Origin of the sequence: Flagellimonas zhangzhouensis (assembly GCF_900102925.1) — a bacterium.
GTDB classification, from domain to species: domain Bacteria; phylum Bacteroidota; class Bacteroidia; order Flavobacteriales; family Flavobacteriaceae; genus Flagellimonas; species Flagellimonas zhangzhouensis.
Genome location: NZ_FNKI01000001.1, coordinates 854,631 through 879,612 on the forward strand (window position 1 = coordinate 854,631; position 24,982 = coordinate 879,612).

Here is a 24,982-nt window from a genome sequence, read left to right on the forward strand (position 1 = left end):
TATTAAATAGAATAAGGCTTGCGAAAAAGTGTCCAGCGATGCTGAAATACTATGAATTATGCGTGTTTGGGTGGCTGAAAAGGGTCGTCTCCCCAGATGTGGGAGTAGGACATTTGATAATGAAAGTTTCCTTTGACCACCAAAGGTGTATCGGAACGTGTTTCAATAAAATTATCGGAGTCTAAAACGAACACTAGTGGTTGTGCACATGGAGATTGATGCTGAAAGGGCAATTTTTCATGCTCTTTTTGTTCCTCTTGGTGTTTTTCGCTGTGCGAAGCTTTGAGTTCACCGTAGTGTTTGGAAACAAAAACCATAAGATTATCCCCATATTCCTCACTGTGGAACTGGTAATGCTCAACAAACTGTCCAATTTCAACCAAATCCTTTAAATGAATGCTGGTCCCTTGGAGCAAAATGAGCAGGGATATCCCTATGATAACTATTTTATTCATCCTGACTTCGTAAAATTAAGAATAATGTGTTGTAGGATAAACAGTTGACCTTAATTTAGAATTATTCTCATTTCTTTCAGCACATTAGTCAATATTTAAAATGACGGCTTGATAGGGCATCAATTTTATGGATTTGTCAATATAATCCAAGCCAGAATAATTATTGATCAGTACGGTATGGTTGCCCCATTTTTTATCAAGAGTGATTTCAGATTTTTCTTCAGAAAAGTTTAACAATACCAGCACCAATTTGCCATCTAAATTTCTGGTGTAGGCATAAATTGTTGGATGTTCTGGTTCCACAAGTTCATAGGACCCATAGATCAAAATGGGATTTTGCTTGCGAAGCTCTGCCATCTTTTTGAAATGGTTGAGGACTGATTTGGGATTGGAATTTTCTTCATCCACATTAATATCTATATAATTTTCGTTCACAGGTAGCCAAGGAGTGCCTGATGTGAACCCCGCATTTTCTGTTTCGTTCCATTGCATAGGAGTTCGACCGTTGTCCCGCGAAGAAAAATTAAGTTTCTCCATAAAGAGTTCCATGTCCTCACCTTCCGAAAGTGCTTTTTGGTATCCATTAATGGCTGCTATATCTTGATATTGGGATATGGAATCAAAATCAATATTGGTCATCCCCAATTCATCCCCATAATAACAATAAGGTGTACCTCGCATACTCAGCATAAAAGTGTTCAAAAGTTTAGTAGATGCGCTTCTGAATTTTGGATCATCGTTGCCCCATCTGCTCACCATTCTGGCTTGATCATGATTGGCTAAAAAGATAGAAAGCCAACCCTCTTTAGCAAACTCTTGATCCCATTTCGTAAAAATTTCTTTCATGGTTGATAAATCATATCCCTCATATTTGGGAATATCGACCCCTTCAAAGGCATAGGCCATGTTCAGTTCCTTTCGGTCGGCATCCACTAAATTGTGGGCATCCTCAAAATTGCGTCCCGCTCCCTCGGCAACACTCATCACATCGTATTTGCTAAAAACCTCTTCATTCATTTCTTTTAAATAGGAGTGGAGCCCATCTTGCATGGCGTAATATTGAATAAAATCTTTTTCGAAACCATCTGGAAATTTAGGATAGGTGGTGTCTTTAGCAGCAAACTGAAAGGCATCCAAACGGAATCCATCCACACCCTTTTCGGCCCAAAATTTCATGATGTCGTACACTTCCTGTCGCACTTTTGGGTTGGACCAGTTCAAATCGGGTTGTTGCTTGGCGAAGTAATGCAAATAGAAAGCGTCAGTGATTGAATCATATTGCCAGGCATCTCCTTTGGCATCAAAAAGACTGTAACGGTAAGGAGGTTTGCCTTTTTCCGCAGGCCACCAATGATAATAATTGCGATAAGGATTGTCCCGAGAACTTCTAGATTGTTTAAACCATTCGTGTTCGTCGCTACTGTGGTTCACCACAATATCCATCACCAATTTAATATCCCTTTGATGCATACCCTCGAGCATGTTGTCAAAATCCTCCATGGTTCCGAATTCTGCCATGATGTCTCTGTAGTCACTCACATCATAACCATTGTCGGCATTCGGGGAGGTGTAAATTGGATTCAACCAAACAGCAGTAACCCCTAAACTTTTAATGTAATCCAACTTTTCAATGATGCCCTTTAGGTCACCAATACCATCCCCATCGGAATCTTTAAAACTTCGAGGATAGATTTGGTACACAATAGCTTCTTTCCACCAAGTGGCATTTTCAATTAAAGTATTGGCGGTTTGAGGTTGATTTTGTTTACACGAAGTGCCAACAAAAAAGGAAAGGCAAATAGCCAACCTTATCGTGGAACGTTTCATAATTTTTAATTTATGCGCTGATTCCCTTAAAGTTAACGATTTGCCTTTATATTTTTAGGCTTTGGACTATTTCTACTCCAAACTTATGGCAGAAACACCATTGTCTTCCAACAAAGCATTCACTTTAGGAAGCTCCTTGCTCAAAGTAGCTTCAAGTTTACCCATGTGAACATCCAATTCTTTGGTAAGCTCATCATAAACCACATAAGCAGCATCCGTTGGTTTGGCATCCCCATTTTCAATGCTTCGTTGCAAAGCATTCAATCTATTGTTTAATTTGATAGGGAAGTTCAATGGATCTTGCCCAGATTGGTTCTTGGTTTGATATAGATCATTCTCGATAACAGTCAAATTTGTCATGAATTCCTCAGAAAGTTTTTTGAATTTTCTGCTGGATACACCCTTGCCCAAACTATCCAATTGCTTGCGAATACTTCTAATTTGAATAACGGCTTCGTTGGCAATGGTTGCCTTGGCTGTGATTTTGGAAGCCAATTCAAATTGCTCTTGCAAATCTTCCGCTTTGATGCCTTTTAAGTTGGGATCCATTTCAATTTTGAAAGGATAACTCTTAATCACTTCTTCACCCACTTTCATTTGAACCGTATAGGTGCCAAGCGGTGCTTTAGGCCCAGAAGTAGCAGAAGCGCCCCAAATAATGATGCCATCAAAAGTCGTTGGACCAGGATATCTCAAATTCCAACTAAAGGTGTTGATGCCTTTGGCGGTGGTTGGTTTGGTGCTGCTGAAACGGCTATACCAAGATGAACCTCCAGTTGACTCATACTTTGGTTTGTTTCCACCAAAAGTATCAATCAACTTGTTGTTCGCATCGAAAATGGAAAAGGTTACCGTATCTACTTCTTCTTCCAAATAGTACTGGAAGTTGGCATTATAAATCCCTCTAATGGCATTGGTAGGCTTAAAGAGTACATTTTTATAGCTCAATAATTCCTCAGAGTATTCTCTTATCGGTTGAATGTCGTCCAAAATCCAAAAACCTCTACCGTGTGATCCCAAAACCACATCGTTGTCCTTGATCACCAAATCACGGATTGGAGTATCTGGTAAGTTCAATTGTAGAGATTGCCATTCTTCACCATCATTTATAGAAAAATAAACGCCGTGCTCCGTGGCCAAGAACAATAGCCCCTCTCTTTGGTGGTCTTCACGAATAGCTCTGGCGAAATGCCCTTTTTCAATTCCTGTGATGATTTTGGTCCAGGTTTTTCCGTAATCGTGTGTTTTGAAAACATAAGGCTCACGGTCGTCCACTTGGTATCGGTTGGCAGCCACATACAAAGTGCCTGGGTTGTGAATAGACTCTTCAATGATGCTTACTCTGGAGTATTTTGGTAAATCTTCTGGAGTGATGTCTTCCCAGTTAGCACCACCATCTCTTGTAATATGGATTTTTCCATCATCGGAACCTGCCCAAATCGTGTTTACATCATGGTTTGATGGCGCCAAAGCAAATACGGTTGCGTAAATCTCAGGTCCGTTCATATCCATGGTGATCACTCCACCCGTTTTACCCAACGTTTCTGGATCGGCATAGCTAAGGTCTGGACTAATTTTTTCCCAAGTTTGACCATCATTGGTCGTTTTCCAAACGTGCTGGGAACAAGTATACATGATGCTAGGGTCTTTTGGAGCAAACATGATGGGGAACGTCCATTGCCAACGCTCTGGCAAAGCACTTGCAGGTTCCCCTGAAAAGAATCTTGGGTATACTTGAATATCCCTTGTTTGTCCATTGCTACGGTCGTAACGGGTCAATAAGGCGCCTTGACTTCCTGCATAAAAAATATCGGGATTGGTTGGGCTTTGTGTGATCCATCCACTTTCTCCACCACCAACGGCATAATACCAACCGTGGTTTGGTCCTCTAGCTTGTTTAAAATCCCATCCATCACTTGGCATGGCCAAGGTAGAGTTGTCCTGTTGTGCACCAGCTACATGGTAAGGAACATCGCTGGTTGCCATTACGTGGTACACCTGTGTTGTGGTATAATCTTGTTCGGTCCAAGTTTCACCTCCGTTTAAACTAACCACACCGCCTCCATCATTGGAGCTGATCATTCTATCTGGATTGTTGGGGTCTATCCATAAATCGTGGTTGTCACCGTGTGGTGGGTTAATGGTCACATCAAAAGTTTTACCACCATCTGTTGATTTATAGAAGCCTACGTTAAGACCATATACTACATCTTTATCTTTTGGGTCTGCGACCAAACGGGAATAGTAAAATGCACGTTGTCTCAATTTACGTTCGTTGTTGGTCATTTCCCAAGTTTTTCCACCATCATCGGAACGGAAAACACCACCTTCATTGGCTTCTACAATGGCCCATACTCTGTTAGAATCTGCAGGAGAAACGGTTACACCAATTTTTCCTATGGGTCCTTCTGGCATTCCTGGATTTTCAGTAAGGTCGGTCCAAGTTTCACCACCATCGGTGGATTTCCATAATTTACTGTCAGGTCCGCCACCCCACATTTTCCAAGCTTTTCGGTAAACTTGCCAAGTGCTGGCATAAAGGACATTAGGGTTATTACGGTCTATAATCAAGTCGGCAGCACCAGCTTTATCGCTTACATAAAGCACTTTTTTCCATGTTTCGCCTCCATCTACGGATTTAAAAACACCTCGTTCCTCATTGTCGCCATATGGGTGACCAAGGGCCGCTACGTATACAATATTTTCATTGGTTGGGTCTACACGAACTCTTGCAATGGCTTGGGTTTCTTCCAAGCCCAAGTGTGTCCATGTTTTACCACCATCCGTGGTTTTGTATACCCCATCTCCTTGGGTAATACTTCCACGCAATTGGGTTTCTCCCATCCCGATATACACTACATCAGGGTTGGTTTCGGCTACGGCTACGGCACCTACAGAAGAACTGGTTACCTGGCCATCGGTAACAGGATTCCAAGTATTTCCACCATCAATGGTTTTCCAAAGACCACCGCCTGTGGCACCAAAATAATATTCGTTGGGTCTGGATGGACTTCCAGAACTTCCCAAAGAGCGGCCTCCACGTTCGGGACCGATATTTCTCCATTTGAAACCGCTGTAAAAACTGGTGTCAATGGTTGTGGGGGATGCATTTTGTGAATAGGTAAATAGTGTAAAAAGAAATAGGCAGAGTAGCGCCCAAGTCTTTGTTGAGGTAATTGGCATTCTCATGATGTCAAGGTTGGTTGAGTTAAGTTAGAATAATCCCCTAATTTACTCAATATTGATGAGAAAATTTAGCCAAAAAGTGTAAACCCTTGCATATTTTGAAGCGTTCTAAAGAATAGGTTGCGGTTTATTGAGAAAAATTCAAAGGGTAAGTTCTTCGAGAATCACTCCGTAATCGTGTTGAAGATCTTCGTGAAGCAATGGGATTTTCTTGCCAATGTATTCCAATTGCCTATTGTACAAATTTTTTAGGGTAATGTTTCTGTTGATGGATGGCTTGAAAGATTTCAACTTTTCACAGAAATAGAGGAGTAGTTCCACTTCGGTCGCTTTGTCTCCCGAATAACGAATGTACTTTTTGATGGTGCGCAGGATCTTGCGAACACTTTTTTTAATGTAGAAGTAACTGTTCACATTGATTTCGGAAAACATTTCATCCATCTCCTCTTTGACGGTCTCAATGTAGCCTTCCTCACTTTCCGATTCAAACAGCAAATAGGTGAGAAGTTCCTTGTTCTCTTTTTTGAAGCGCGCCAAACGAAGACACAGCTGCATCACTTCATCTTGCGATTTAAACTGAAGTTCTTTCTTGAGTTGTGCAACGGTGGCTGCTTTCATACTTTTTTATCTTAAATAAGATGCTCCATTTACATCGATTATGGTACCTGAAGAATAGGCTGCTTCGGCAGAAGCCAAAAACAAGATGGCGTGGGCCACTTCTTCGGGTTGGGCCATTCTTTTAAAGGGTGATTCTCGGAGCAAATTTTCTCGTTCGGCAGGGGTAAGGGTTACTTTGGCCATTTCGGTTTCGGTAAATCCTGGTGCAACAACCCCAACATAAATGTTATGTGGCGCCAATTTTTTGGCCAAGGATTGACTCATGGAATTCAAAGCAGCTTTGCTGGCGCCATAAGCGGGTTTTGTAGGTTCACCTCTAAAAGCGCCACGGGAGGATACACTTACGATATGTCCGCCACCCGTTTTCATCATGGCTTTTGCGCCCCAATAACACAAATTGGCTACGGCAAACAGATTGGTTTCAAAGGTTTTTTCCCAAGCGTGGGACCAATGGTCAAAATCAACTTGGTCTATTTCGTGAAAAATGGAAATCCCTGCATTGTTCACCAATACATCCAAACGTCCAAATTCGGCAACAAAATCGTTGATTAAAGCTTCTGTTTCTGACTTTTGGGAAATGTCCCTTTTAAAAAGTTGATGCCCGTTCCCAGGTAATTCTGCCAAGGTCTTTTGGGCAACTTCATCATTGTTTCGATAATTGAGGCCCACTTTCGCACCTTTTTTGGCAAAGGCCATCGCAGTTGCTTTTCCAATGCCTCGTGAAGCACCTGTTACGAGTACATATTTGTTGGTGAAATCCATTAGTGTTGGTTTTGTACAAAGGTCAACCTTAATTCACAATTCTAAAAATTAATCAAGGTGGGATTGATTTCTGAATAAGGTTGGCATGGTTGGTGGTTTGTTTAAAGATAACAACTTAATGCACAATATTATATGGAATATGGGGTTGTTGTATTAATTAGCTTCCTTTGTATTTAGATTTTTTGAGTGCAACTGGATATTCGAGAATTACTATGGGAATTAAAAAAAGACATGTTTTGTGGAACATTTTGATTGTTCTCACTGTTTTGGTTTGTGTTTTTGCCTTTGTGGAACACTATAAAAACTGGCACAAAATTGAAGAGGGAAACTTCAAGGTGTTTTCTGGTCTTTATTATCAAAAAATCCCATTAGCTGAATTGGATAGCGTGCTTTTGGTGGAAAAATTACCCGAAATGGAACGTTCGAGTGGTTTTTCATGGATGGAACGTGAAAAAGGCGTTTTTTTTGATTCCATTACGCAATCCAAAGTGTATGTGTTCGTGGACAATTTGTATCAACATAAGATAAAATTGGTCCACCACGATTCGTTACAATTGTACATCAACCTTCAAGATAGCATTCAGACCCAAGAATTATTTTCAGTTTTGCAGGCCGATTTGCTCCAGCGTGCAGAGCAGGCAAAAGTTGCCCAATAGTATGAAAAGATTAGTAGTTATCTGTTTGATGGTGTTTTCTACCAGTGTCTTTGCACAGCATACCTTATCCGTTAAGGTAAATAATGTGACATCTAACGAGGGAAAGGTAAATGTGGCGGTGTACAATTCTCACGAGGCATTTTTGTCATTTGATAAGGTAATGAAGACCCACGGTGTATCGGCACATAAAGGAACTGTTGACCTTACCATTACTGATTTGCCAGATGGCGAATATGCTTTGGCTGTTTTTCATGATGAAAATGATAATGGCAAACTGGATACCAATTGGTTGGGCATTCCCAAGGAAAAAGTAGCTTTCAGCAATGCCAAAATGAAGACTTTTGGCCCTCCCAAATACAAAGAATGTGCTTTTACCGTAAATTCGGACTACGAAATTCACATTGATTTTTAAACTGGTCTTGCACTATGGAAACAATATTTATGGCTCAATTTATGGGAGCTTTATATGGGCTTTTGTCGGTGATTTTTGGTGCTTTTGGTGCCCATGCCCTTAAAAAGAAATTGACCCCCGAACTGCTACAAAGTTTTGAGACAGGGGTCAAATATCAAATGTATCACGCGATTGTATTATTGGTTTTGGGCTTTAATCTTAGTTTCGATAAACCCTTGGATTCTGCGATAGTCAACTGCTTTATTTTTGGAACGCTATTGTTTTCGTTCAGTATTTATGCACTGTGTTTAGGTGCTGCAAAAGGAAACAAACCCCGTTTTTTAGGACCAGTGACTCCGATGGGTGGTCTACTTTTGGTCGTAGGTTGGGGCTTGTTGCTCTATTCCTTTATTGCCAATTTGATTTAAAGACGCAGATACAGATTCCCGTTGATGGTGTTCAGTTTTAACCTGTGTGCTGCACCGTCAAAGCTTCCCGTTACTTTTTGACCTACATAACGATCGGCTACCATGAGTTTCATGTTCTCATCAGCGTAAATGTTTCCATTCAAGGTTTCGGCTACCAAACTGGAATTTTTCATCACCAAATCAATTTCCCCATTGATGGTCTGTAGGTCCATATCGCCACTGTATTTGGCAATGTCAATATCCCCATTGATCAATTCAGCGGTAAAATCCCCTTCAATGATGTCAGAAGTTAAGTCACCATTAATGCTGCTTACTTTAAAAGTTGCTCCTTTGGGTACATAGAGCACATAATTGAACTCGTATGTGTCGCTGGTAAAATAGTATCCTTTTTTATCGGTGTGCGTTTTATCCCATTCTTTCTTAAAGGCTTTAAAAACCTCCTCAACATCCGAAGCAATACTCAATGAACTGCTGCTCTCATCAATATCCAACTCATATTTATCTAGATATTTCCCATCTTCAATGGTGATATCAGCTTTAAAATACACGGTGGATTTATCCCAGGTTTTCACTTGGATATTCTTGGCAAATTTCACATCCAAGTCGATGGATTGTCCTGAGTAGTTAAAGTTTTTTTCAATGATTTTCTGTGCACTTAGGGATAGGGTCGCCAATCCCACAATTGCGGTAAGGATGAATTTTTTCATGACTGTTCGTTTTTTGATTTTATATGATTGATATTATTTTTTTCTGAGGTACATGTTCCCGTTAGTGGATTTCATGGAGATTTTAACACCACCTCCATTGATGGAAGCATTGATGTTTCTGCCCAAAACCGATTTCATACCATCTTTTTCCTCAGCTTTAATGTCAAAATCAGTGTAGACATTGCCATTCCAAGTACTTAAGGTAATATTAGCAGGGGTACTGGATGGGAGGCTAACATCAACTGAGCCATTAGTAGAATATAGTGAGATGGGTAAATCTTGCTTTACATTTCCAAAAACAATGTTCAATCCACCATTTAAAGAATTTGCCGTAATTGGACCATTTACATTGGTAATATTTATGCTGCCATTTAATTCGGAATTAGCTTCTATTTCTCCAGAAAAACCATCAATAGAAATGTCTCCGTTCCAAGTTGTTTTTACTGAAACGTTCTGATTTTTTGGTAGATAAATTTCGGCCTTATTGTTTTTATTTAAGTTGTGTACGATTAGATTGCTTCCATCTTGAACAACGGAAAACCCAACATTGGTGTTGTCTGTGCCTCCTTCGCCAACCAACTTTAATCCTTTGGCTTTTTCGGGAGTTTCAATTTTTTGGGCAGATTTAATTAATAGTTCATTTGAGCTATGTGATTTTACAACAATGTCTGAGGTTGAGTTGATTTTCACCCATTTGATACCATCCAAAGATTTGGTGTAATCGGATTGTGCTTGGGCAATTGTGCCTATGAAAAGGGCCATTAAAATGAATGTGAATTTTCTCATGATTTTCGGTTTTTGATATTAAGTTAAACTGGGCAATACGGCCTTGATTTGATCTTTGATAAAGGGTTGTGTATCCTCTTTATCCAACAATTTCTTCATAGGTTCGGCTGCTTTTTTCTCTTGAATTTGCACCAACGCTTGAATGACAGCGACCTGAATACTTGGGTTTTTCTCATTTTCCAGGGCTTCGATAAGGGTGTTTTTCACCGTTTCAGAAGAAGTGAATTTGGCCAATGCTTCAAAGGCGGTCATTCGAACATTGTCGTTTTCATCATACAGCAATCGGTTGGCCAATGCTTGAATGATGGCTTCATCAGGCCGTTCAAATTCTTCGATATAATTTACCCCTTGTATACGTTTACTAGCAGATTGATTTTCCATCAACGAGAGCATGGCAGTCTGTTTCATCTGATTGGTCTCATCTTGGAGTTGTGCAATGCTCGCATCCACTTTCCTTTGCTGAAAGAGACTTCCCATCTGGAATGAGGCAACCAATAAAGCAATGCTAGCTGCAATTTTCAATACATTTCCTGTCCAGTTGGATGATGATTTAGATTTCAATTGAACCACTTTGCGTTGATGCTGTTTTTCTTGTTCTAAGGCTGCCTCAAAATTCGCTTTTAGTTTATCCGAGGGCGTATGAACTTCTTTATCCATGACATTCAAAAATGCCTGCATCTCTTCCAATTCCTTTTGGCAATCCGCACAGTTTTCTACGTGCTTTTCGAATACTGATGCTTCCGACTTGCTCAGATTGCCATCCAGATAATCTGGTATTTGGTCAAAAACGTGTTGCTTTTCCATGGCTATATACTTTCTAAATAGATATTCTTTAATTTCTTTAAGATCCTGCACACTCTGGTTTTTACAGCTCCTGGGGTGCTTCCAAAAATTTCCGCTAGTTCATCGTATTTTATTTCCTTGTAGCGGTTCAAGATTACTAGCTCCCTGTCTTCTGGATCAAGTTGGCTCAAAGCATATTGAAGATGTGCATTGTTTTCGCTCACATCATTTTCTTCCTCAACAGCTTTGTATGCCAGCACCTCAATATCGTCATGGGATTTGTGGTTTCTTGTGTAATGTGTTTTAAGGTTGTTCCGTGCTATGGTGAACAGCCATGACAAGAAAGATCCATTATTGTATGAGTTCCGATACTTGATCAGCTTGTAAAAAACATCCTGTGTAAGATCTTCGGCCAACATTTGATCACCAGACATTTTGTATAAAAAATTATACACATGCTTGTGGTGTCGGTCAAAAAGTACCTTAAGCAAATCCAAGTTACCCTCGGATACTTTTTGCATGATCATTTCATCTGAAAGCGTTTCCAAATGCAGCTTTTTAGTTGGCGTTTAACTTATATAGTCAGGAAATTAAGAAAGGTTACAGAAAGGGGAAGAAAAAAATTATAGATAGATGGAAAATAGAGCGTCAGTTCGATTTTTTTCAAGGAAAAAGTATCGAGAACAGGAATTTACGTCATTATTTATCGATACAATCTTTCTTCGTTTTGTATTCAAAAAGAGCACTCAAATTGACGAAAAGATACTTAAATGTCACCTCGAGCGCAGTCGAGAGGTCGGTAAAACTGAATCAAGGTCTCGACTCCGCTCGGCCTGACATGTTTTAATTAGATTGTTTTAACTACAGCCGCAGTTGTCACTTCCGCATGAATGGGAATTGCCTTTTCCTTTGCTGAAAAGAGATTTTGGAAGCAAGAATTTCCACACCAAATAGCCTGCTGCGAGCAATAAAGTTCCGTATGCCAAAAGTTGTTGAATCATGCTGGAATTAGATAAGGATTTGGTAGGCTATTAAAGCTATAATATACGCAAAAACGCTCATAAAGCCCAATTGGATCATAGGCCATTTCCATGAGTTGGTCTCCCGTTTTACAATAGCTAGGGTACTCATACATTGCATGGCGAAAGCATAAAACAACATCAAAGAAATTCCAGAGGCCAAATTGAACAAGGGTTGACCGTTTTCATCCAATTCAGCAGCCATTCGATTTTTGATGGTTTCTTCTTCATCGCTACCCACACTATAAATAGTGGCTAACGTGCCCACGAACACTTCACGGGCGGCAAAAGAGGTCAATACCGCGATTCCAATTTTCCAATCGTACCCCAAAGGTTTTACAATGGGTTCAAAAGCTTTTCCAGCTTGCCCAATATAGGAGTGCTCCAATTTGTAGCTGGCAATTTCTTGTGCAACGGCTCTTTCAGAAAGTTCTTCAGACAGAACTTGAATAGAATCTTGAATTGCGGTCGGAGACATTCCTTCAGCCTGAGCTTCTGCTTGATATGCTGCGATATTATTCTGGATATAGTTTTTACTGTAAGTGCTCAATCCTTCATTTTCAATGCGTTCCGTTACGATTTGATCAGCATCCTTAAAATCATCGGAATACCCATTGGAACCCAAAAACCATAATACAATGGAAATGGCCAAGATGATTTTTCCTGCACCAAGTACAAAGCTTTTGGTTTTTTCAATTACAGTGTACCCAACATTTTTTAATAAAGGCAAACGATAGGTTGGCATTTCAATCATGAATACCGATCTGCTTTTTATTTTCAAAATCTTGTTCAATACCATGGCCGACAATAAGGCCATTCCGAATCCAATGAGATAAAGCAGCATCAATGTTAAGGCCTGATAGCTAAGTCCTAGAAAATTACCTTCTGGAATAACGAGTGCAATCAATATCAAATAAACAGGCAATCTTGCCGAACAGGTTGTGAAAGGCGTCACCAAAATGGTGATGAGTCTTTCTTTCCAGTTTTCAATGGTACGGGTGGCCATAATAGCTGGAATGGCACAGGCGTTACCAGAAATTAAAGGGACTACACTTTTACCGCTCAAACCGAAAGGACGCATTACGCGGTCCATTAAAAAGACCACACGGCTCATGTATCCTGATTCTTCCAACAGGGAGATAAAAAGGAACAAAAAGGCGATTTGGGGAATGAAAATCACGATTCCTCCAATACCTGCTACGATACCTTCAGCCAATAAATCGGTGAAAATGCCAGGAGGCAGGGTGTTTTTGATCCATTCAGCACCCAAAGCAAATTGCTCATCGATAAAATCCATGGGGTAACCACTCCAATCAAAAATAGCTTGGAAAATGGTAAGTAGAATTACAAAGAAAATGAGGTAACCAAAAACTTTGTGGGTCAGAATTTTGTCCATTGAGGCACGCAATCCTTTGGCGGCCATAAAATCGACCTTATAGGTCTCTTTTAGTATATTATTGATGAGTTGGTACCGAAGAACGGTCTCTTTATGCTGTAATTTTTTAAGCTCGTCCTTGGATTTGGTGGCAAAGTCTGTCGCATCTTGAATCCGTTTCTTTTCGATGGGCATAAAATTCACGTCTTGCGTAATCACCAACCAAAGTTTGTAAAGATCGTTCTGTGGGAAGGTCTTTTGTAAACGCTCAAAATATTCAGGGGAAATTCTGTTGGGATCCAAAATGGGTTTGGAGGAAATGCTCTTGTAATCGGCAATAAGTTCCTTGATACGATCGATCCCAGTATTTTTTCGGGTACTGACCAAGGCAATTTTGGTGTCCAACTTCTTTTCCATGGCTTCGATGTCCAAGGAAATACCTTTTCGGGACATTCTATCTGCCATATTGATGACCAAAATGGTCGGAATCTTAAGGTCTTTTATTTGGGTAAAGAGAAGCAGGTTCCTTTTTAGGTTTTCCACATCACTGATCACCACGGCAACATCTGGATAATCCTTGTCATTTTTGTTGAGCAACAATTCCACTACCAAACTTTCGTCCAAAGAGGTGGTGTTGAGGCTATAGGTTCCAGGTAGATCCAAAATATGGGCCTTTACACCTCGGGGTAGCTTACAAATGCCCTCTTTTTTCTCTACGGTGATGCCAGGATAATTTCCAACTTTTTGTTTTAGTCCTGTGAGTTGGTTAAAAACGGAGGTTTTCCCTGTGTTGGGGTTGCCAATTAGGGCTACATTGATATTCTTGCTCATTTGGACTTGGTTTCTTCTACTATATCCAGCTCGATGAGTTCGGCCAAAGACCTTCTTATTGCTAAATGGCTTCCACTAAGATTAATGTAGATAGGGTCGTTTAAAGGAGCTACTTGCACCAATTCAACACTGTTGCCTGGAAGGCAACCGAGTTCCAATAATTTTATGGGGAGGGTGTTTTCGGTGAAATCCTTTATGATTCCCTTTTGTCCATGACGTAAATCTGCAACGGTAGCCACTCTTCTTATTTAGAATAAATTTAATTAAGGCAAATGTAAGTAAAAATGGGAAACTAGACGATGATTTTGCATATAAAGCTAGAGCAATTACTCATTGTAACTGGCTTCAAGTATTTTAATGTCGTCCAAAAGTTTGGCTATTTCTTCCCGATTGGTGCCATCATAAAAACCGCGAATCCTTTTTTCTTTGTCCACGAGAATAAAATTTTCGGTGTGGATCATGTCATAGGGGCCACCATCACCATCATTCTTCACGGCCAAATAGGACTTTCTGGCAAGTTCGTAAATCTGTTTTTTATCACCCGTAACCAAGTTCCATTTGCTGTCTACTACCCCTTTTTCAATCGCATATCTTTTTAATTGTTCCACCGTGTCAATTACTGGGGTAACGGAATGGGAAAGCAACATGATATCTGGGTCCTCCAAAACTTCATTTTGAATTTCGGCCATGTTCTTCGTCATTATCGGGCAAATAGTAGGGCATGTGGTGAAGAAAAAATCCGCCACATAAATTTTGTCCTTGTAATTGGCCTGGGTAACAGTATCACCATTCTGGTTCACTAGGGCAAAGTCTGAAATCTTATGGTATTTTTTGGTGTAGTGTAGGGTGCTATCCACCAAAGTCGGGTCAACCATGTTGGGCTGATACACAGGAAGCATTTTTTTGGGCTGTAATGCATCATAAAATAGGTACATGATCACCACTGATAGGATGAGCATCACTATTCCGAACATTTTGTATTTGGCAAAAAACGAACGCATGAATGCAAAATTACGGCCCATACGGCTAATCTTCAAGATCTAAGACAGGTTTTGTTATTAAATCTTTCTTAAATGCGAAGGCTATCAAATTCAAGGTTTTTTTATCACTCCCTAAAAGTTTACTTTTGTGCGTTTTAACAAAAGACTACGGATGACTCCAATAGCAATAAAGGCCATACAATTCTTTCTAAGTTTATCCCTACTTATCGTGCTTCACGAGCTGGGACACTTTATTCCAGCCAAGATTTTTAAGACGAGGGTGGAGAAGTTTTATTTATTCTTTGATGTTAAATTTTCTTTGTTCAAAAAGAAAATAGGGGAGACCGTTTACGGAATTGGTTGGTTGCCTTTAGGGGGGTATGTGAAGATTTCGGGAATGATTGATGAAAGCATGGACACCGAACAAATGAAGGAGGAGCCTAAACCTTGGGAGTTTCGTAGTAAGCCAGCTTGGCAGCGTTTGATCATAATGCTGGGTGGTGTTACCGTGAATTTTGTGTTGGCTGTTATCATTTATATTGGAATGGCTTACTCGTATGGTGATCAGTATATTCCCATGAGCAGTTTAAAGGATGGAGTTTGGGTTATTGAAAAGTCTATAGGTGACGAAGTTGGAATTCAAACAGGGGATAAGATCATTTCTGTAGATGGGAACGAAGTGAAGACTTTCAGTAGTGCCATTATGGAATTGATCAATGGAAACAGCTTTACCATTGAAAGAGATGGTCAGCGCATAGAGAAGGAAATTCCTGTGGATTTTATTTCCACGCTTTTGGAAGATGAGGATAAAATGAGATTCCTGAGCTTCAGGGCTCCATTTATCGTAAACCAAGTCCCAGATACTTCACACAATAAAAATGCTGGATTTGAACCAAAGGATGAGTTTTTGGCCATCAATGGTTCAACGGCCGTTTATCGTGATCAAGTAATGTCTTTGCTTGATAGCAACAAGGGTAAGGATATTGATGTGTTGGTGAAACGCGAAAACGGAACCGAAGCTCATGTGACAGCTCAAGTGAACAGCAATGGTAAATTGGGATTGCAAACTGCACCTCTTACTATGGAAGAAATGCAGGAAAGGGGCATTTTCAGCATTGAGACCCAAAAGTATTCCTTTATGGAGGCCATTCCAGCAGGAATCAATAAAGGAGTTTCTACTTTATCGAGCTATGTAAAACAATTGAAGAAGATATTCAATCCAGAAACAGGAGCCTATAAAGGTGTTGGTGGTTTTGCTGCCATCGGTGGATTGTTCCCAGATACATGGAACTGGGCAGCCTTTTGGTCTACCACAGCATTTATCTCGATTATCTTAGCCTTTATGAACATTTTACCTATCCCTGCATTGGATGGTGGACATGTGGCCTTTTTGTTGTACGAAATGGTTACAGGACGCAAACCAAGCGATAAATTTTTGGAGTACGCGCAAATGATCGGCTTCTTTTTATTGATTGCTTTGTTGCTGTTTGCCAACGGTAATGATTTATATAAATGGCTTTTTAAATAGAAAAGCAATTTTTTTCTTTGTAGTGTAATAAAGAATCAATTATATTTGCACCCGCTTAAGGTAAAAAATTCCTCCTTAGCTCAGTTGGTTAGAGCATCTGACTGTTAATCAGAGGGTCCTTGGTTCGAGCCCAAGAGGGGGAGCTTAATTAGAAATCCAATACTAGAAATAGTGTTGGATTTTGTTGTTTTATGGGTTCTTTCAATGATTTTTCTATAATTGAAAAATTAAGTGAACTCTTCTTTCCTCTTAAAAAGGGTATACAAAAAGGTTGCTTCAAAAAATATAAAAGGTAGCAACCTTACCATTCCGAATTGTGTGCCAATTGTTTAATCAAAATCAATTGGTATGAATCAAAACAAATTATCAATTCGCTTTATTATAAATAAAGCAAGGAAGAACAAACAAGGAGAATGTCCCTTGTATTGTAGAATGACCTATGAACAAAACCGTAAACAATTTGCAACAGGTCATTTTATTAGGGACAAGGATTGGGATGCTAAGAAGCAACTTTCCAAAAATAACCTAATTAATTCCCAAATAAAGCTTACCGTTTCAAATATTCAAACAGCTTATTTGAAGTTAAGGTTGGAAAATGACTCCTTTAGTGTTAGTGATATATATGGTTACTATAATGGAGAAAATAATGGTAAATCGGTACCTGGCACATTGGAGTATTTTGCAGAATATTTGGACCAACTAAAGGGGTTGTGCGGGAGGGATATTTCTGAAAGCACTTATAGTAAATTCCAGTATGTATATAATCAGGTAGAGGAATTTATTCATTGGAAATTTTCTAAGAATGACATCACCTTAGATAACCTTAATCCCAAGTTTTTAGCCGATTTGGACCATTATTTAAAAGTTGAAAGGAATCAGGTTCAGGTAACAGTAAATAAAGCAATACAGCGTTTTAGAAAGCCAGTGAGGCTTGCTGTGCAAGAGGGTATTTTGAAAACGGACCCGTTCTATTCCTTTAAACCTAAAAGGGTGATAAATAATGTAGTGTTTCTTACTAATGAGGAGTTGATCAAATTGGAAGAATTTAAATTCGTTCAATCAAGGTTGGAATATGTGAAGGACTTGTTTGTATTCTCATGTTATACTGGGTTGCCTTATCAAGAAGTAATGTCGTTGGAAGAGAAGAACATTCAGACTTCATTTGATAATAATCTCTGGATTTCAATTCATAGAAAAAAGACCAATAGAAGTCTCTCAATTCCTCTGTTGCCTAAAGCAATTCAAATTATTGACCGATATAAATCCAATTCTACAAATGTGTTTTCAAAGATCAGTAATCAGAAAGTAAACTCCTATCTTAAAGAGATTGCTGAGATTGTCGGAATTGAAAAGCGAATCACCCATCATACAGCCCGCAAAACGTTTGCATCTACTGTTTTGCTATATAATAATGTGCCAATGGAAATAGTAAGTGAGTTATTAGGGCATTCAAGCATTAAAATCACCCAAGAATATTATGGCAAGATTGTTCAGAGGAGGGTAAGCGAGGAGATGAATAGAATATCTAAAATAATTATCTAAGTTGCTGATTTCCTTAAATCGCATAATATCATTTTTCTAAACTTGGAATCGGGTTTGTATCTATAGTTTTCTGATATTTATTGATATTTTAAATACTGTTTCAAAGATGACATCTACATTGTTTAAAGTTTACATCATGAAAATAAGCTTTGCTTTAATATTATTTTCATCAATGTCAGAATTCGTTTTAGGACAAGAAATAGTCAAAAATGAAGTTGACGAATTTACGGGAAGTAGAGTGATAGAATCTTCTTGGGAAAGCTTAACAAAAAATTCTAGTCTTTACTCTTATGTCCGATTTAGGAAAATTGACGATGAAGTTTTTTTAAACTTTAAGTTTATGATCGGGAATAAAGTTTTTTCGGTGGATAAAGGAGAAGTATTGTATTTAAAATTTGTAGACGACGAAATTGTTAAACTTTTTAATGCTGAATATCAACTATCCAATTTTGGAGATGGAGCTATTGGGATTGTAGGGAGTCAAATGCTTGGTGTTGAACTGATCTGTTTAATTGATAATACAATTCTTTTAAAATTAAAAGAAAAGAACTTAGATAAGATACGTGTTTATACCTCAAAGGGGTATGCTGAAACTAATATAAAATCAAAACAAGCATTAAAACTTAACGAACTTGCAAGACTGCTAAATTAATAAAGGCATTTTGAAAATGCATCTAGTCGTTTAATCCTAATTTAAAATATGCTCTTAGTTTTGATAAGTAGGAATATTCAACAACTTTTTGGAGATAAGCATGAAACAATGGACACAGCATCAAAAATGAAGATACATTGGGGTAAATGAAAATATTCGAATGATTAAACAATAACTGCTAATTATTTATTAAAACAATAAAAACCCATGAAGTCAACAATTATTGATATGCTCTATTGATTATTCTTATTCCCAGAAGAAATGGGACTCAAACGAGAGAACTTATGCGATGAGTGTGGCATTATCAGAAATGATGAATTTTGATAGCTGAGTGGTCTCAAATTTTGTTCTGCCATAATTGTTAGTAAAGATTAAACTATGTTACTAAATATGATTACAACGATAGGAGGAAAAGCCCGTTTAAGCACTGCAGTTATCTTGATTTTCACATTTTCAACCATGTGCTATTCCCAATTCAAGACGTTCAGTATTGAAAAGCCATTATTTCGTGGTGATTTTGAGGCATTAAAATTGGTACAGATTGATTTTAGTGAAAATTCCACTCTCCTACATTTTACTTTTACAAGTCCCTCTCCCTTAGAAAACTGCATTTACATCAGTAGGGATATTAAGTTAATAGAAATTGCGTCCAAGAAAACTTATCAACTTATCAATAGTTACAACATTCCCCTAGATAATAGTAATGAATTTGGGTGTTTAATGAAATTTGGAGAAAAGTTGAATTTTACTTTGGAATTTGAAAAGGTCAGGGAAGGATTTAATTACTTTGATGTGGTCGAAATGGAAGGGAATAAAAATGCATTTAATATTTATGGAGTACTTATTGACATTAACAAGACCACGGACACATACTTAAATTTGGATGATTTCCTGAATCAAACACCCCTAGTAAAGAAAAAGTACTTCTATAATGAGGGAGATATAGTTCAATTCCTTTCCGATTCTAGTGGTTTAATTATAGCCGCTCAAATTGTATTAGACAAGACCTATGGAAAATATTTCCAAGTTGATTTTTCCATAAAGAATCTTACAGGTCAAAGTATAGAAATAAATCCAGAAGATATTTATGTAGACTATATAGATGAATATGGAGAATTAGCCAAACAAACAAAGCCACTTAGCCATGAAGAGTACATGAAAAAAGTGAAACGACGTCAAAACTGGAATTCTTTAGCTCTAGGGTTTAGTGCAGGGCTTTCGGCATCCTCGGCGGGGTATTCAAGCTCAACTTCCTATGAAACAACCTATGATTATACAACTTACCCATATTCGACCACTTATAGTACTACCTATACTGCTAATTACAATGGAGCCGCTGCATATGAGGCTCAACAAAATGCCACAAACGTGCTTAATCAATTCCAAGGTGAACAATATGAAATTAAAAACACTTTAAACGAGGGATATTTAAAAAGACATACACTTTTTAACGAAACAGAATATTTAGGCTTCATCAATATACCTTTCTCCAGAAAAATAAAGGGATTAAATGTAGTTGTGCCTTTAAACGGTAAGAAATACACATTTGCTTTTTAAGAGAAAAGGACTATTACAAAGGGCTTGTATCTTCAAAAAATGGTTTTTCAAACAAAAAAAAGGAATAAGAGCCTAACGAATCGGTTTATTATATCCAGCTATAGAGAACGATTTGTGATTGAGTGCGATAAGAAATTAAACCATTAATCAGTCGAAAAGCTCGTTAGCCTTTACCTGAAGACAATCGACAATAGATTTTACCAAAGAAACAGAAGTGTTGATTACTCCTCGTTCAATTCTGCTTATCTGGGAAATCTCAATATCAAGCTCATTGGCAAGTTCTTCCTGAGTATACCCTTTCTGTTTGCGTAATCTTCTCAGGTTTTGACCAAATTTAACTAAGAACTCCTTTTCACTTGATTTGTCCACAGTTTAAAAATCGTGGACTCAACAATTTTATATATAGGCACATATGCCTATTTTTAATTTGAAATTTATTTACAATGAAAAAAAGCAGCGTAATAACATTGGTAATTATTTTAATAGTTAATTACTCATGTTCAATGGGTCAAGACCCGTTAGATATCCCGTCATTTGGGCAAGTTGACAAAAATAGTTTTATTAAAGAATTAATTGATTTGGGTCTAGTATTTGAAGGCAAGAAAGACTGGTTGTCGAATGAACCAACTTATGATTATCCATTTGTAGTTAAAGCGGACACATTCAATTTTTCAATCGACTTCAATCAGGATATTTATGGTTTTGGGAAGCAAACCAGTTTTGAACTTAGTTTTTATGAGAATAATTCCAAAGAGTTAAAAAACATGGTCTATGAAGCATATTCTAGTTGGTATGGGACTCCAGATACAATAGAGCAATATAATGCCGAATTGAATCGTAAAACAAGTTCTTTTTTATGGAAAAATCAAAGATTAAATATTCAATACAAAACCGAATCTGTGGGTGAAAATAATTTGGTTCATCAAATATTTTATAAATCATCAAATTTTGAACCCTATAATAAATTCTTAAAAGACTCCATAGAGTCAAATATTAATATTGAAGAATTGGTAATCGTTAATAATCCTAGACCGAGATGGCGAAAGAGGGGTGATGGAATCTACGAATTTATGTATGATATCAACCCTGCAAGAGGTCAGCCATGTGATTATCGAATCATATCCGCCATAAGGTTTAAACTTGTTATAGAGGATGAATTCAAAGAACCTTTATACCTTTCAGATAATCAGACAATCACCTTGGATTTTCCCTTAAAACCTGGAAAGGATTGCAGTATGGCTGGAAAGGATGATGTTTTTTTTGAATATGATATACGGAATGGAAAGACATTCAATGTGCTCTACAATAAAAACAGCCTGGAAAGTTTCCTTTTGGAAAAGGCAAGAAAGTATTCACTAAACAATGATATTGTACCTTCAGTATGGATTCAATCTGTAGCTTTTACAGATGGAAGCGTACTCAATAGATAGATGCTTCAAAATAAAAAACTTGTAAACCAGATGAGAACCATAACCTTATTATTATTGGCTTTAGGTGTTATAGAGTTGTACGCACAAGATATAAAAGGTAATTGGGAATTATTTTCAAAAGAACCAAAAATCAGTAAAGTAGTAAGTAAAAATCTAGAATTTAAGGTTGATAAATTCAAGTTCAACTTTAGTTGGAACAACGAATTGAGCTATTCCAACAACATAGGTTATTATGGTGGAATACAAACATTAAACATATACCTTGATGACGAGAAAACCCAAACTATTCAAAATATAGAAGATGGAATTGGGTTAGGAAAAATTCCATTTGTATTTTATGATTTCAATCTAGATGGAAACATTGACTTTAGTGTACCTATAAATGATAATTGGTCACAATATTACATTTATAACCCAACTACAAAAAAATTCGTGCATGAAGAGGATTGGGATTACCTAAAAATTCAAATGATAGATAAGAAGAACAAAAAGCTATTGCATCTATCAAAAACTAATTTTCCAGACGATCAAAGCCAAATTGTTTACCTAATCGAAGGAGATAGATTGGTTAGACAAAATAAGTAAGTTTGATTTTTTTTGTTCTTTCTAAGAGAGCACATTAATCCAACATCACCCCCCACCCTTTTTTGGTTTCGGGGATATCCCCCCCATAAATCAATATTAATCCTAAAATTTAAGAACTATGGTTACAATCGTAGGGTACAAAACCTATTCCAGGGAGGATGGGTCGGAATTTTATGCCTTGGTGGTACAAGGCGGAGTAGAAGCAGTCAGAAGCCAAGAAACAGGCAGAACGTATTTGACCGCAAGACAAGCAAAGGTGGCATGCACTTTTGACGAAAACACATGTGAATCACTGATTGGCACCTCACTGGAGGGTAAAATCAAGAAAGTGAACGTGGAACCGTATGAGTATATGATTCCAGATACGGGTGAACTGGTCACTTTGGAGCATCGTTATGAATTTATTAGTGATGTTGATGACATCATTGATGACCATGTGATTGCAGAAGAAGCGGTTGTTTAAAAATCAAAACAGCAGTTAGCAAAGAGGTTATGGGAAACTATAACCTCTTTTTTTATACCCTCTAATCAAAAAAAGTATAACCTATAATTTTTAATAAAATGAAACTCAGTAAAGCAAAAAGACAGCAATTGAAGCTGCGAATAGGTCTTAGTGGACCAAGCGGGTTTGGAAAGACTTATTCAGCATTATTACTTGCATATGGAATGACCAAGGAATGGTCCAAGATAGCCGTGATTGACACTGAAAATGGAAGCTCAAACCTCTATTCCCATTTAGGCGGTTTTAATGTATTGAACCTGATGGACCCCTATAATCCCGAAAGATACATTGAGGCATTGGGATTGTGTGAACAAGCAGATGTAGAGGTAATCATTATTGACAGTATCACCCATGAATGGCAAGGTAAGGGCGGGTGTCTGGAAATCCATGAAAAATTGGGTGGTCGCTTTCAGGACTGGAGCAAGGTTTCACCAAGGCACCAAGCATTTATTGAATCAATTCTAAACTCAAAATGCCATGTCATAACCACTACTAGGAGAAAAATAGATTATTCCCTTGATGTATCCAACAATGGTAAGACCAAAGTGGTCAAGCACGGGACGAAAGAGATTACTAGAGAGGGTTACGAATATGAACTTACTGTGAACTTTGAGCTCATCAATGACAGCCATTTGGCAAAAGCCAGTAAGGATAGAACAGGGCTGTTCATGGATAGACCTGAATTTGTCATCAATGCCTCAACAGGGAAAAAGTTGGTGGATTGGTGCAATGAGGGAATTTCATTAGACAAGGCTATAAATGAAATCAATGAAACGACCACAGTCGAGGGTCTAAGACATTTATATGCGAAATACGAAGCTTTCAAGAAACAGTTGAACCCAATAGTACTCAACAGGAAAACGGAGCTGGAGAGCCAAGGAATCAAAACATCAAACCCAACCCAATAAAGACTAAGGCGATGAATACTTTAATAATTAAAAATCACAATAATTCACTTAAAACTTTGGACAATGATAGTGGAAAGCATTCTGGTTTCATTGAAGCCAACACCCAAAAAGTGAGTATAAATCACTTGGGAAACGATTGCATAGTCCCAGTATTTTCCAAGGACAATGAAACCACGATTAGCCATCATGAATTTATCCATTCAGTGGACAACTTGGCAAAGGAATTGTTTCATGGGGAAGTCTTGAACATGCCAGATATTAGGGTAAGCCACGTCATCAAGGGAAGGGTGCCTACTGCCATAGGAAAACCAGTCAAGGAACTGAAAGAGCATGAAAAGACCATCTATTATGAAAGGTGTGCATTCGTAATTGAGGTGCCGTCAATTCAACGTAGGGTTGGGGACAATTTACTGTCATTGACCATTGGTGGTGTTAGGGCATATAACCAAGAGAACCTCTACAGCAAAAAAACCATGGAGAAGTTCAAACTATTCATAGGGTTCAAGAATCTCGTATGCACCAACCTATGTATCAGTACCGATGGGTTTTCCAATGAGATAAGGTCATGTTCTACAATTGAGTTAATGAACAAGGCAAAAGAGCTGTTCAATGGATATGATATGGAAATGCACCTAAACCATCTTCAGTTGCTCCAAAACTATATTCTGGACGAGCACCAATTCTCACACTTTGTGGGAAGGTTGAGAATGTTCCAGTTTCTTGGCAATGAAGAGAAAAGGGGAATCTTTCCGAGCAAACTAAATGACGGACAGATAACCAAAGTGGTAAGGGATTATTACGAATGCCCAAACTTTGGTAAAGAATCCAATGGGTCGATAAACCTGTGGAACCTATACAACCTGTTCACAGAAGCCAACAAATCCTCCTATATAGACAGTAGTCTGGAGCGGAATGTAAATGCATTCGACCTGATGCAAAACATCGCATTATCGCTTGAAATAGGGGAGAAAAATTGGTACACTCATAATTAATATCATGGCTAAAACGAAAAATGTCAACCTATAAATGGATAATAAAATATTGGCTGATATATTGAAATTCAGTAATTCTTATGAGCTTTTGGTGGTGGATGAAATGAACAAGTTAGTTGTGGTAAGGTGCCCCTTTAGCGTAATGACATTGGATTCCATAGGCGAACTAATGACTGGTCAAATTTATGAAGTAGACCAAATCAAGGTAACTCCTACGTTGATTACACTTTTTATGATCAAGGGTAGGGCTTATTTCTACTTCTATTTCGATATTATTTTATGATTGACTACGACTTAACGGGGTTATGCTGTATTACATTTTGAGACGGTTTCCCCTTGAACAAAAAACCACTGAAAATGTATTTAGGCGCTTCAAATAAGTAAAATGGCATCCCATAAATTTGATTTTGGGGTGCCAAATTTTACCAAACCAAGGGGCAATTTTTAAAATTAGGTCATTTAAGACTTCACGAAATAGCTAT

General features: G+C 38.1%; 26 protein-coding genes and 1 tRNA gene. 14 read left to right on the top strand and 13 right to left on the bottom strand.

The features are described 5' to 3' along the window. Window positions 1-56 precede the first annotated feature (56 nt). The 5 genes from BLQ18_RS03735 to BLQ18_RS03755 all read right to left on the bottom strand — a co-directional run bounded on the left by BLQ18_RS03735 (window position 57) and on the right by BLQ18_RS03755 (window position 6,848). Complete coding sequence (locus BLQ18_RS03735; protein WP_090292761.1) at window positions 57-455, bottom strand: hypothetical protein; 399 nt, start codon at window positions 453-455, stop codon at window positions 57-59. A gap of 84 nt (window positions 456-539) precedes the next feature. Next, window positions 540-2,282, bottom strand: coding sequence for a glycoside hydrolase family 13 protein (locus BLQ18_RS03740; protein WP_090292763.1), 1,743 nt, complete (start codon window positions 2,280-2,282; stop codon window positions 540-542). Window positions 2,283-2,354: 72 nt separating this feature from the next. Continuing rightward, window positions 2,355-5,471 (bottom strand): VPS10 domain-containing protein, encoded by a 3,117-nt coding sequence (locus BLQ18_RS03745; RefSeq protein ID WP_090292765.1) that lies wholly within the window; start codon window positions 5,469-5,471, stop codon window positions 2,355-2,357. A gap of 138 nt (window positions 5,472-5,609) precedes the next feature. Next, the gene (locus BLQ18_RS03750; protein WP_090292766.1) at window positions 5,610-6,086 is read right to left on the bottom strand and encodes a hypothetical protein; all 477 of its coding nucleotides are present in this window, start codon (window positions 6,084-6,086) and stop codon (window positions 5,610-5,612) included. A gap of 6 nt (window positions 6,087-6,092) precedes the next feature. Then, a complete protein-coding gene (locus BLQ18_RS03755; RefSeq protein ID WP_090292768.1) occupies window positions 6,093-6,848 on the bottom strand; it encodes an SDR family NAD(P)-dependent oxidoreductase in 756 nt (251 codons plus the stop codon). Between the two features lie 167 nt (window positions 6,849-7,015). Between BLQ18_RS03755 and BLQ18_RS03760 the strand changes: the two genes are divergently transcribed. Genes BLQ18_RS03760 through BLQ18_RS03770 form a run of 3 tightly spaced genes read left to right on the top strand, consistent with a single transcriptional unit; the run spans window position 7,016 to window position 8,323 of the window. Next, window positions 7,016-7,504 carry a hypothetical protein gene (locus tag BLQ18_RS03760; protein ID WP_245668060.1) on the top strand — a complete coding sequence of 163 codons (489 nt, stop codon included), beginning with the start codon at window positions 7,016-7,018 and terminating at the stop codon, window positions 7,502-7,504. A 1-nt stretch (window position 7,505) separates the two neighbouring features. Continuing rightward, the gene (locus BLQ18_RS03765; RefSeq protein WP_090292772.1) at window positions 7,506-7,916 is read left to right on the top strand and encodes a DUF2141 domain-containing protein; all 411 of its coding nucleotides are present in this window, start codon (window positions 7,506-7,508) and stop codon (window positions 7,914-7,916) included. A gap of 14 nt (window positions 7,917-7,930) precedes the next feature. Beyond that, on the top strand, window positions 7,931-8,323 hold the full coding sequence (locus BLQ18_RS03770; RefSeq protein WP_090292775.1) for a DUF423 domain-containing protein: 393 nt from the start codon (window positions 7,931-7,933) through the stop codon (window positions 8,321-8,323). Here BLQ18_RS03770 and BLQ18_RS03775 read toward each other — a convergent pair. The 7 genes from BLQ18_RS03775 to BLQ18_RS03810 all read right to left on the bottom strand — a co-directional run bounded on the left by BLQ18_RS03775 (window position 8,320) and on the right by BLQ18_RS03810 (window position 14,825). Further along, window positions 8,320-9,030, bottom strand: a complete 711-nt coding sequence (locus BLQ18_RS03775; RefSeq protein ID WP_090292777.1) for a DUF4097 family beta strand repeat-containing protein — start codon at window positions 9,028-9,030, stop codon at window positions 8,320-8,322. The genes BLQ18_RS03770 and BLQ18_RS03775 overlap by 4 nt on opposite strands. 33 nt (window positions 9,031-9,063) lie before the next feature. After that, window positions 9,064-9,816, bottom strand: coding sequence for a DUF4097 family beta strand repeat-containing protein (locus tag BLQ18_RS03780; RefSeq protein WP_139150355.1), 753 nt, complete (start codon window positions 9,814-9,816; stop codon window positions 9,064-9,066). 18 nt (window positions 9,817-9,834) lie between these two features. Beyond that, window positions 9,835-10,620 (bottom strand): HEAT repeat domain-containing protein, encoded by a 786-nt coding sequence (locus BLQ18_RS03785; protein ID WP_090292782.1) that lies wholly within the window; start codon window positions 10,618-10,620, stop codon window positions 9,835-9,837. Window positions 10,621-10,622: 2 nt separating this feature from the next. After that, window positions 10,623-11,147, bottom strand: a complete 525-nt coding sequence (locus BLQ18_RS03790) for an RNA polymerase sigma factor (RefSeq protein WP_139150356.1) — start codon at window positions 11,145-11,147, stop codon at window positions 10,623-10,625. A 460-nt stretch (window positions 11,148-11,607) separates the two neighbouring features. Next, the gene (gene feoB / locus BLQ18_RS03800) at window positions 11,608-13,824 is read right to left on the bottom strand and encodes a ferrous iron transport protein B (protein ID WP_090292790.1); all 2,217 of its coding nucleotides are present in this window, start codon (window positions 13,822-13,824) and stop codon (window positions 11,608-11,610) included. Further along, on the bottom strand, window positions 13,821-14,063 hold the full coding sequence (locus tag BLQ18_RS03805) for a FeoA family protein (RefSeq protein ID WP_090292792.1): 243 nt from the start codon (window positions 14,061-14,063) through the stop codon (window positions 13,821-13,823). Before BLQ18_RS03805 ends, feoB begins: the two co-directional genes overlap by 4 nt. Window positions 14,064-14,150: 87 nt before the next feature. After that, entirely contained in the window at window positions 14,151-14,825 is a 675-nt protein-coding gene (locus BLQ18_RS03810) for an SCO family protein (protein ID WP_090292797.1), read from the bottom strand. A 151-nt stretch (window positions 14,826-14,976) separates the two neighbouring features. On the opposite strand from BLQ18_RS03810, the gene rseP reads away from it, so the two are divergent. The 5 genes from rseP (at window position 14,977) to BLQ18_RS03835 (ending at window position 20,083) form a co-directional block, all read left to right on the top strand. Further along, the gene (rseP, locus tag BLQ18_RS03815) at window positions 14,977-16,332 is read left to right on the top strand and encodes an RIP metalloprotease RseP (RefSeq protein ID WP_090292799.1); all 1,356 of its coding nucleotides are present in this window, start codon (window positions 14,977-14,979) and stop codon (window positions 16,330-16,332) included. 69 nt (window positions 16,333-16,401) lie between these two features. Continuing rightward, a tRNA-Asn gene (locus BLQ18_RS03820) sits at window positions 16,402-16,475 on the top strand. Window positions 16,476-16,680: 205 nt separating this feature from the next. After that, window positions 16,681-17,874, top strand: a complete 1,194-nt coding sequence (locus tag BLQ18_RS03825) for a site-specific integrase (protein ID WP_090292801.1) — start codon at window positions 16,681-16,683, stop codon at window positions 17,872-17,874. A gap of 136 nt (window positions 17,875-18,010) precedes the next feature. Beyond that, window positions 18,011-18,526, top strand: coding sequence for a hypothetical protein (locus tag BLQ18_RS03830; RefSeq protein WP_139150357.1), 516 nt, complete (start codon window positions 18,011-18,013; stop codon window positions 18,524-18,526). 378 nt (window positions 18,527-18,904) lie between these two features. Continuing rightward, a complete protein-coding gene (locus BLQ18_RS03835) occupies window positions 18,905-20,083 on the top strand; it encodes a hypothetical protein (RefSeq protein WP_090292806.1) in 1,179 nt (392 codons plus the stop codon). Between the two features lie 147 nt (window positions 20,084-20,230). Here BLQ18_RS03835 and BLQ18_RS03840 read toward each other — a convergent pair whose 3' ends face one another. After that, window positions 20,231-20,452, bottom strand: coding sequence for a helix-turn-helix domain-containing protein (locus tag BLQ18_RS03840; RefSeq protein WP_090292808.1), 222 nt, complete (start codon window positions 20,450-20,452; stop codon window positions 20,231-20,233). A 74-nt stretch (window positions 20,453-20,526) separates the two neighbouring features. Here BLQ18_RS03840 and BLQ18_RS03845 point away from each other — a divergent pair, with 74 nt between their 5' ends. The 6 genes from BLQ18_RS03845 (at window position 20,527) to BLQ18_RS03870 (ending at window position 24,783) form a co-directional block, all read left to right on the top strand. Then, on the top strand, window positions 20,527-21,513 hold the full coding sequence (locus BLQ18_RS03845; protein WP_139150358.1) for a hypothetical protein: 987 nt from the start codon (window positions 20,527-20,529) through the stop codon (window positions 21,511-21,513). A gap of 30 nt (window positions 21,514-21,543) precedes the next feature. Further along, window positions 21,544-22,098, top strand: a complete 555-nt coding sequence (locus BLQ18_RS03850) for an XAC2610-related protein (RefSeq protein WP_139150359.1) — start codon at window positions 21,544-21,546, stop codon at window positions 22,096-22,098. 118 nt (window positions 22,099-22,216) lie between these two features. Then, window positions 22,217-22,561: a hypothetical protein gene (locus BLQ18_RS03855; protein ID WP_090292815.1), complete on the top strand. Its 345-nt coding sequence runs from the start codon at window positions 22,217-22,219 to the stop codon at window positions 22,559-22,561. A gap of 98 nt (window positions 22,562-22,659) precedes the next feature. Then, a complete protein-coding gene (locus tag BLQ18_RS03860) occupies window positions 22,660-23,508 on the top strand; it encodes an AAA family ATPase (RefSeq protein WP_090292818.1) in 849 nt (282 codons plus the stop codon). Window positions 23,509-23,519: 11 nt separating this feature from the next. After that, the gene (locus tag BLQ18_RS03865; RefSeq protein WP_090292821.1) at window positions 23,520-24,500 is read left to right on the top strand and encodes a DUF3871 family protein; all 981 of its coding nucleotides are present in this window, start codon (window positions 23,520-23,522) and stop codon (window positions 24,498-24,500) included. 34 nt (window positions 24,501-24,534) lie between these two features. After that, on the top strand, window positions 24,535-24,783 hold the full coding sequence (locus tag BLQ18_RS03870; protein ID WP_090292823.1) for a hypothetical protein: 249 nt from the start codon (window positions 24,535-24,537) through the stop codon (window positions 24,781-24,783). Window positions 24,784-24,982 lie beyond the last annotated feature (199 nt).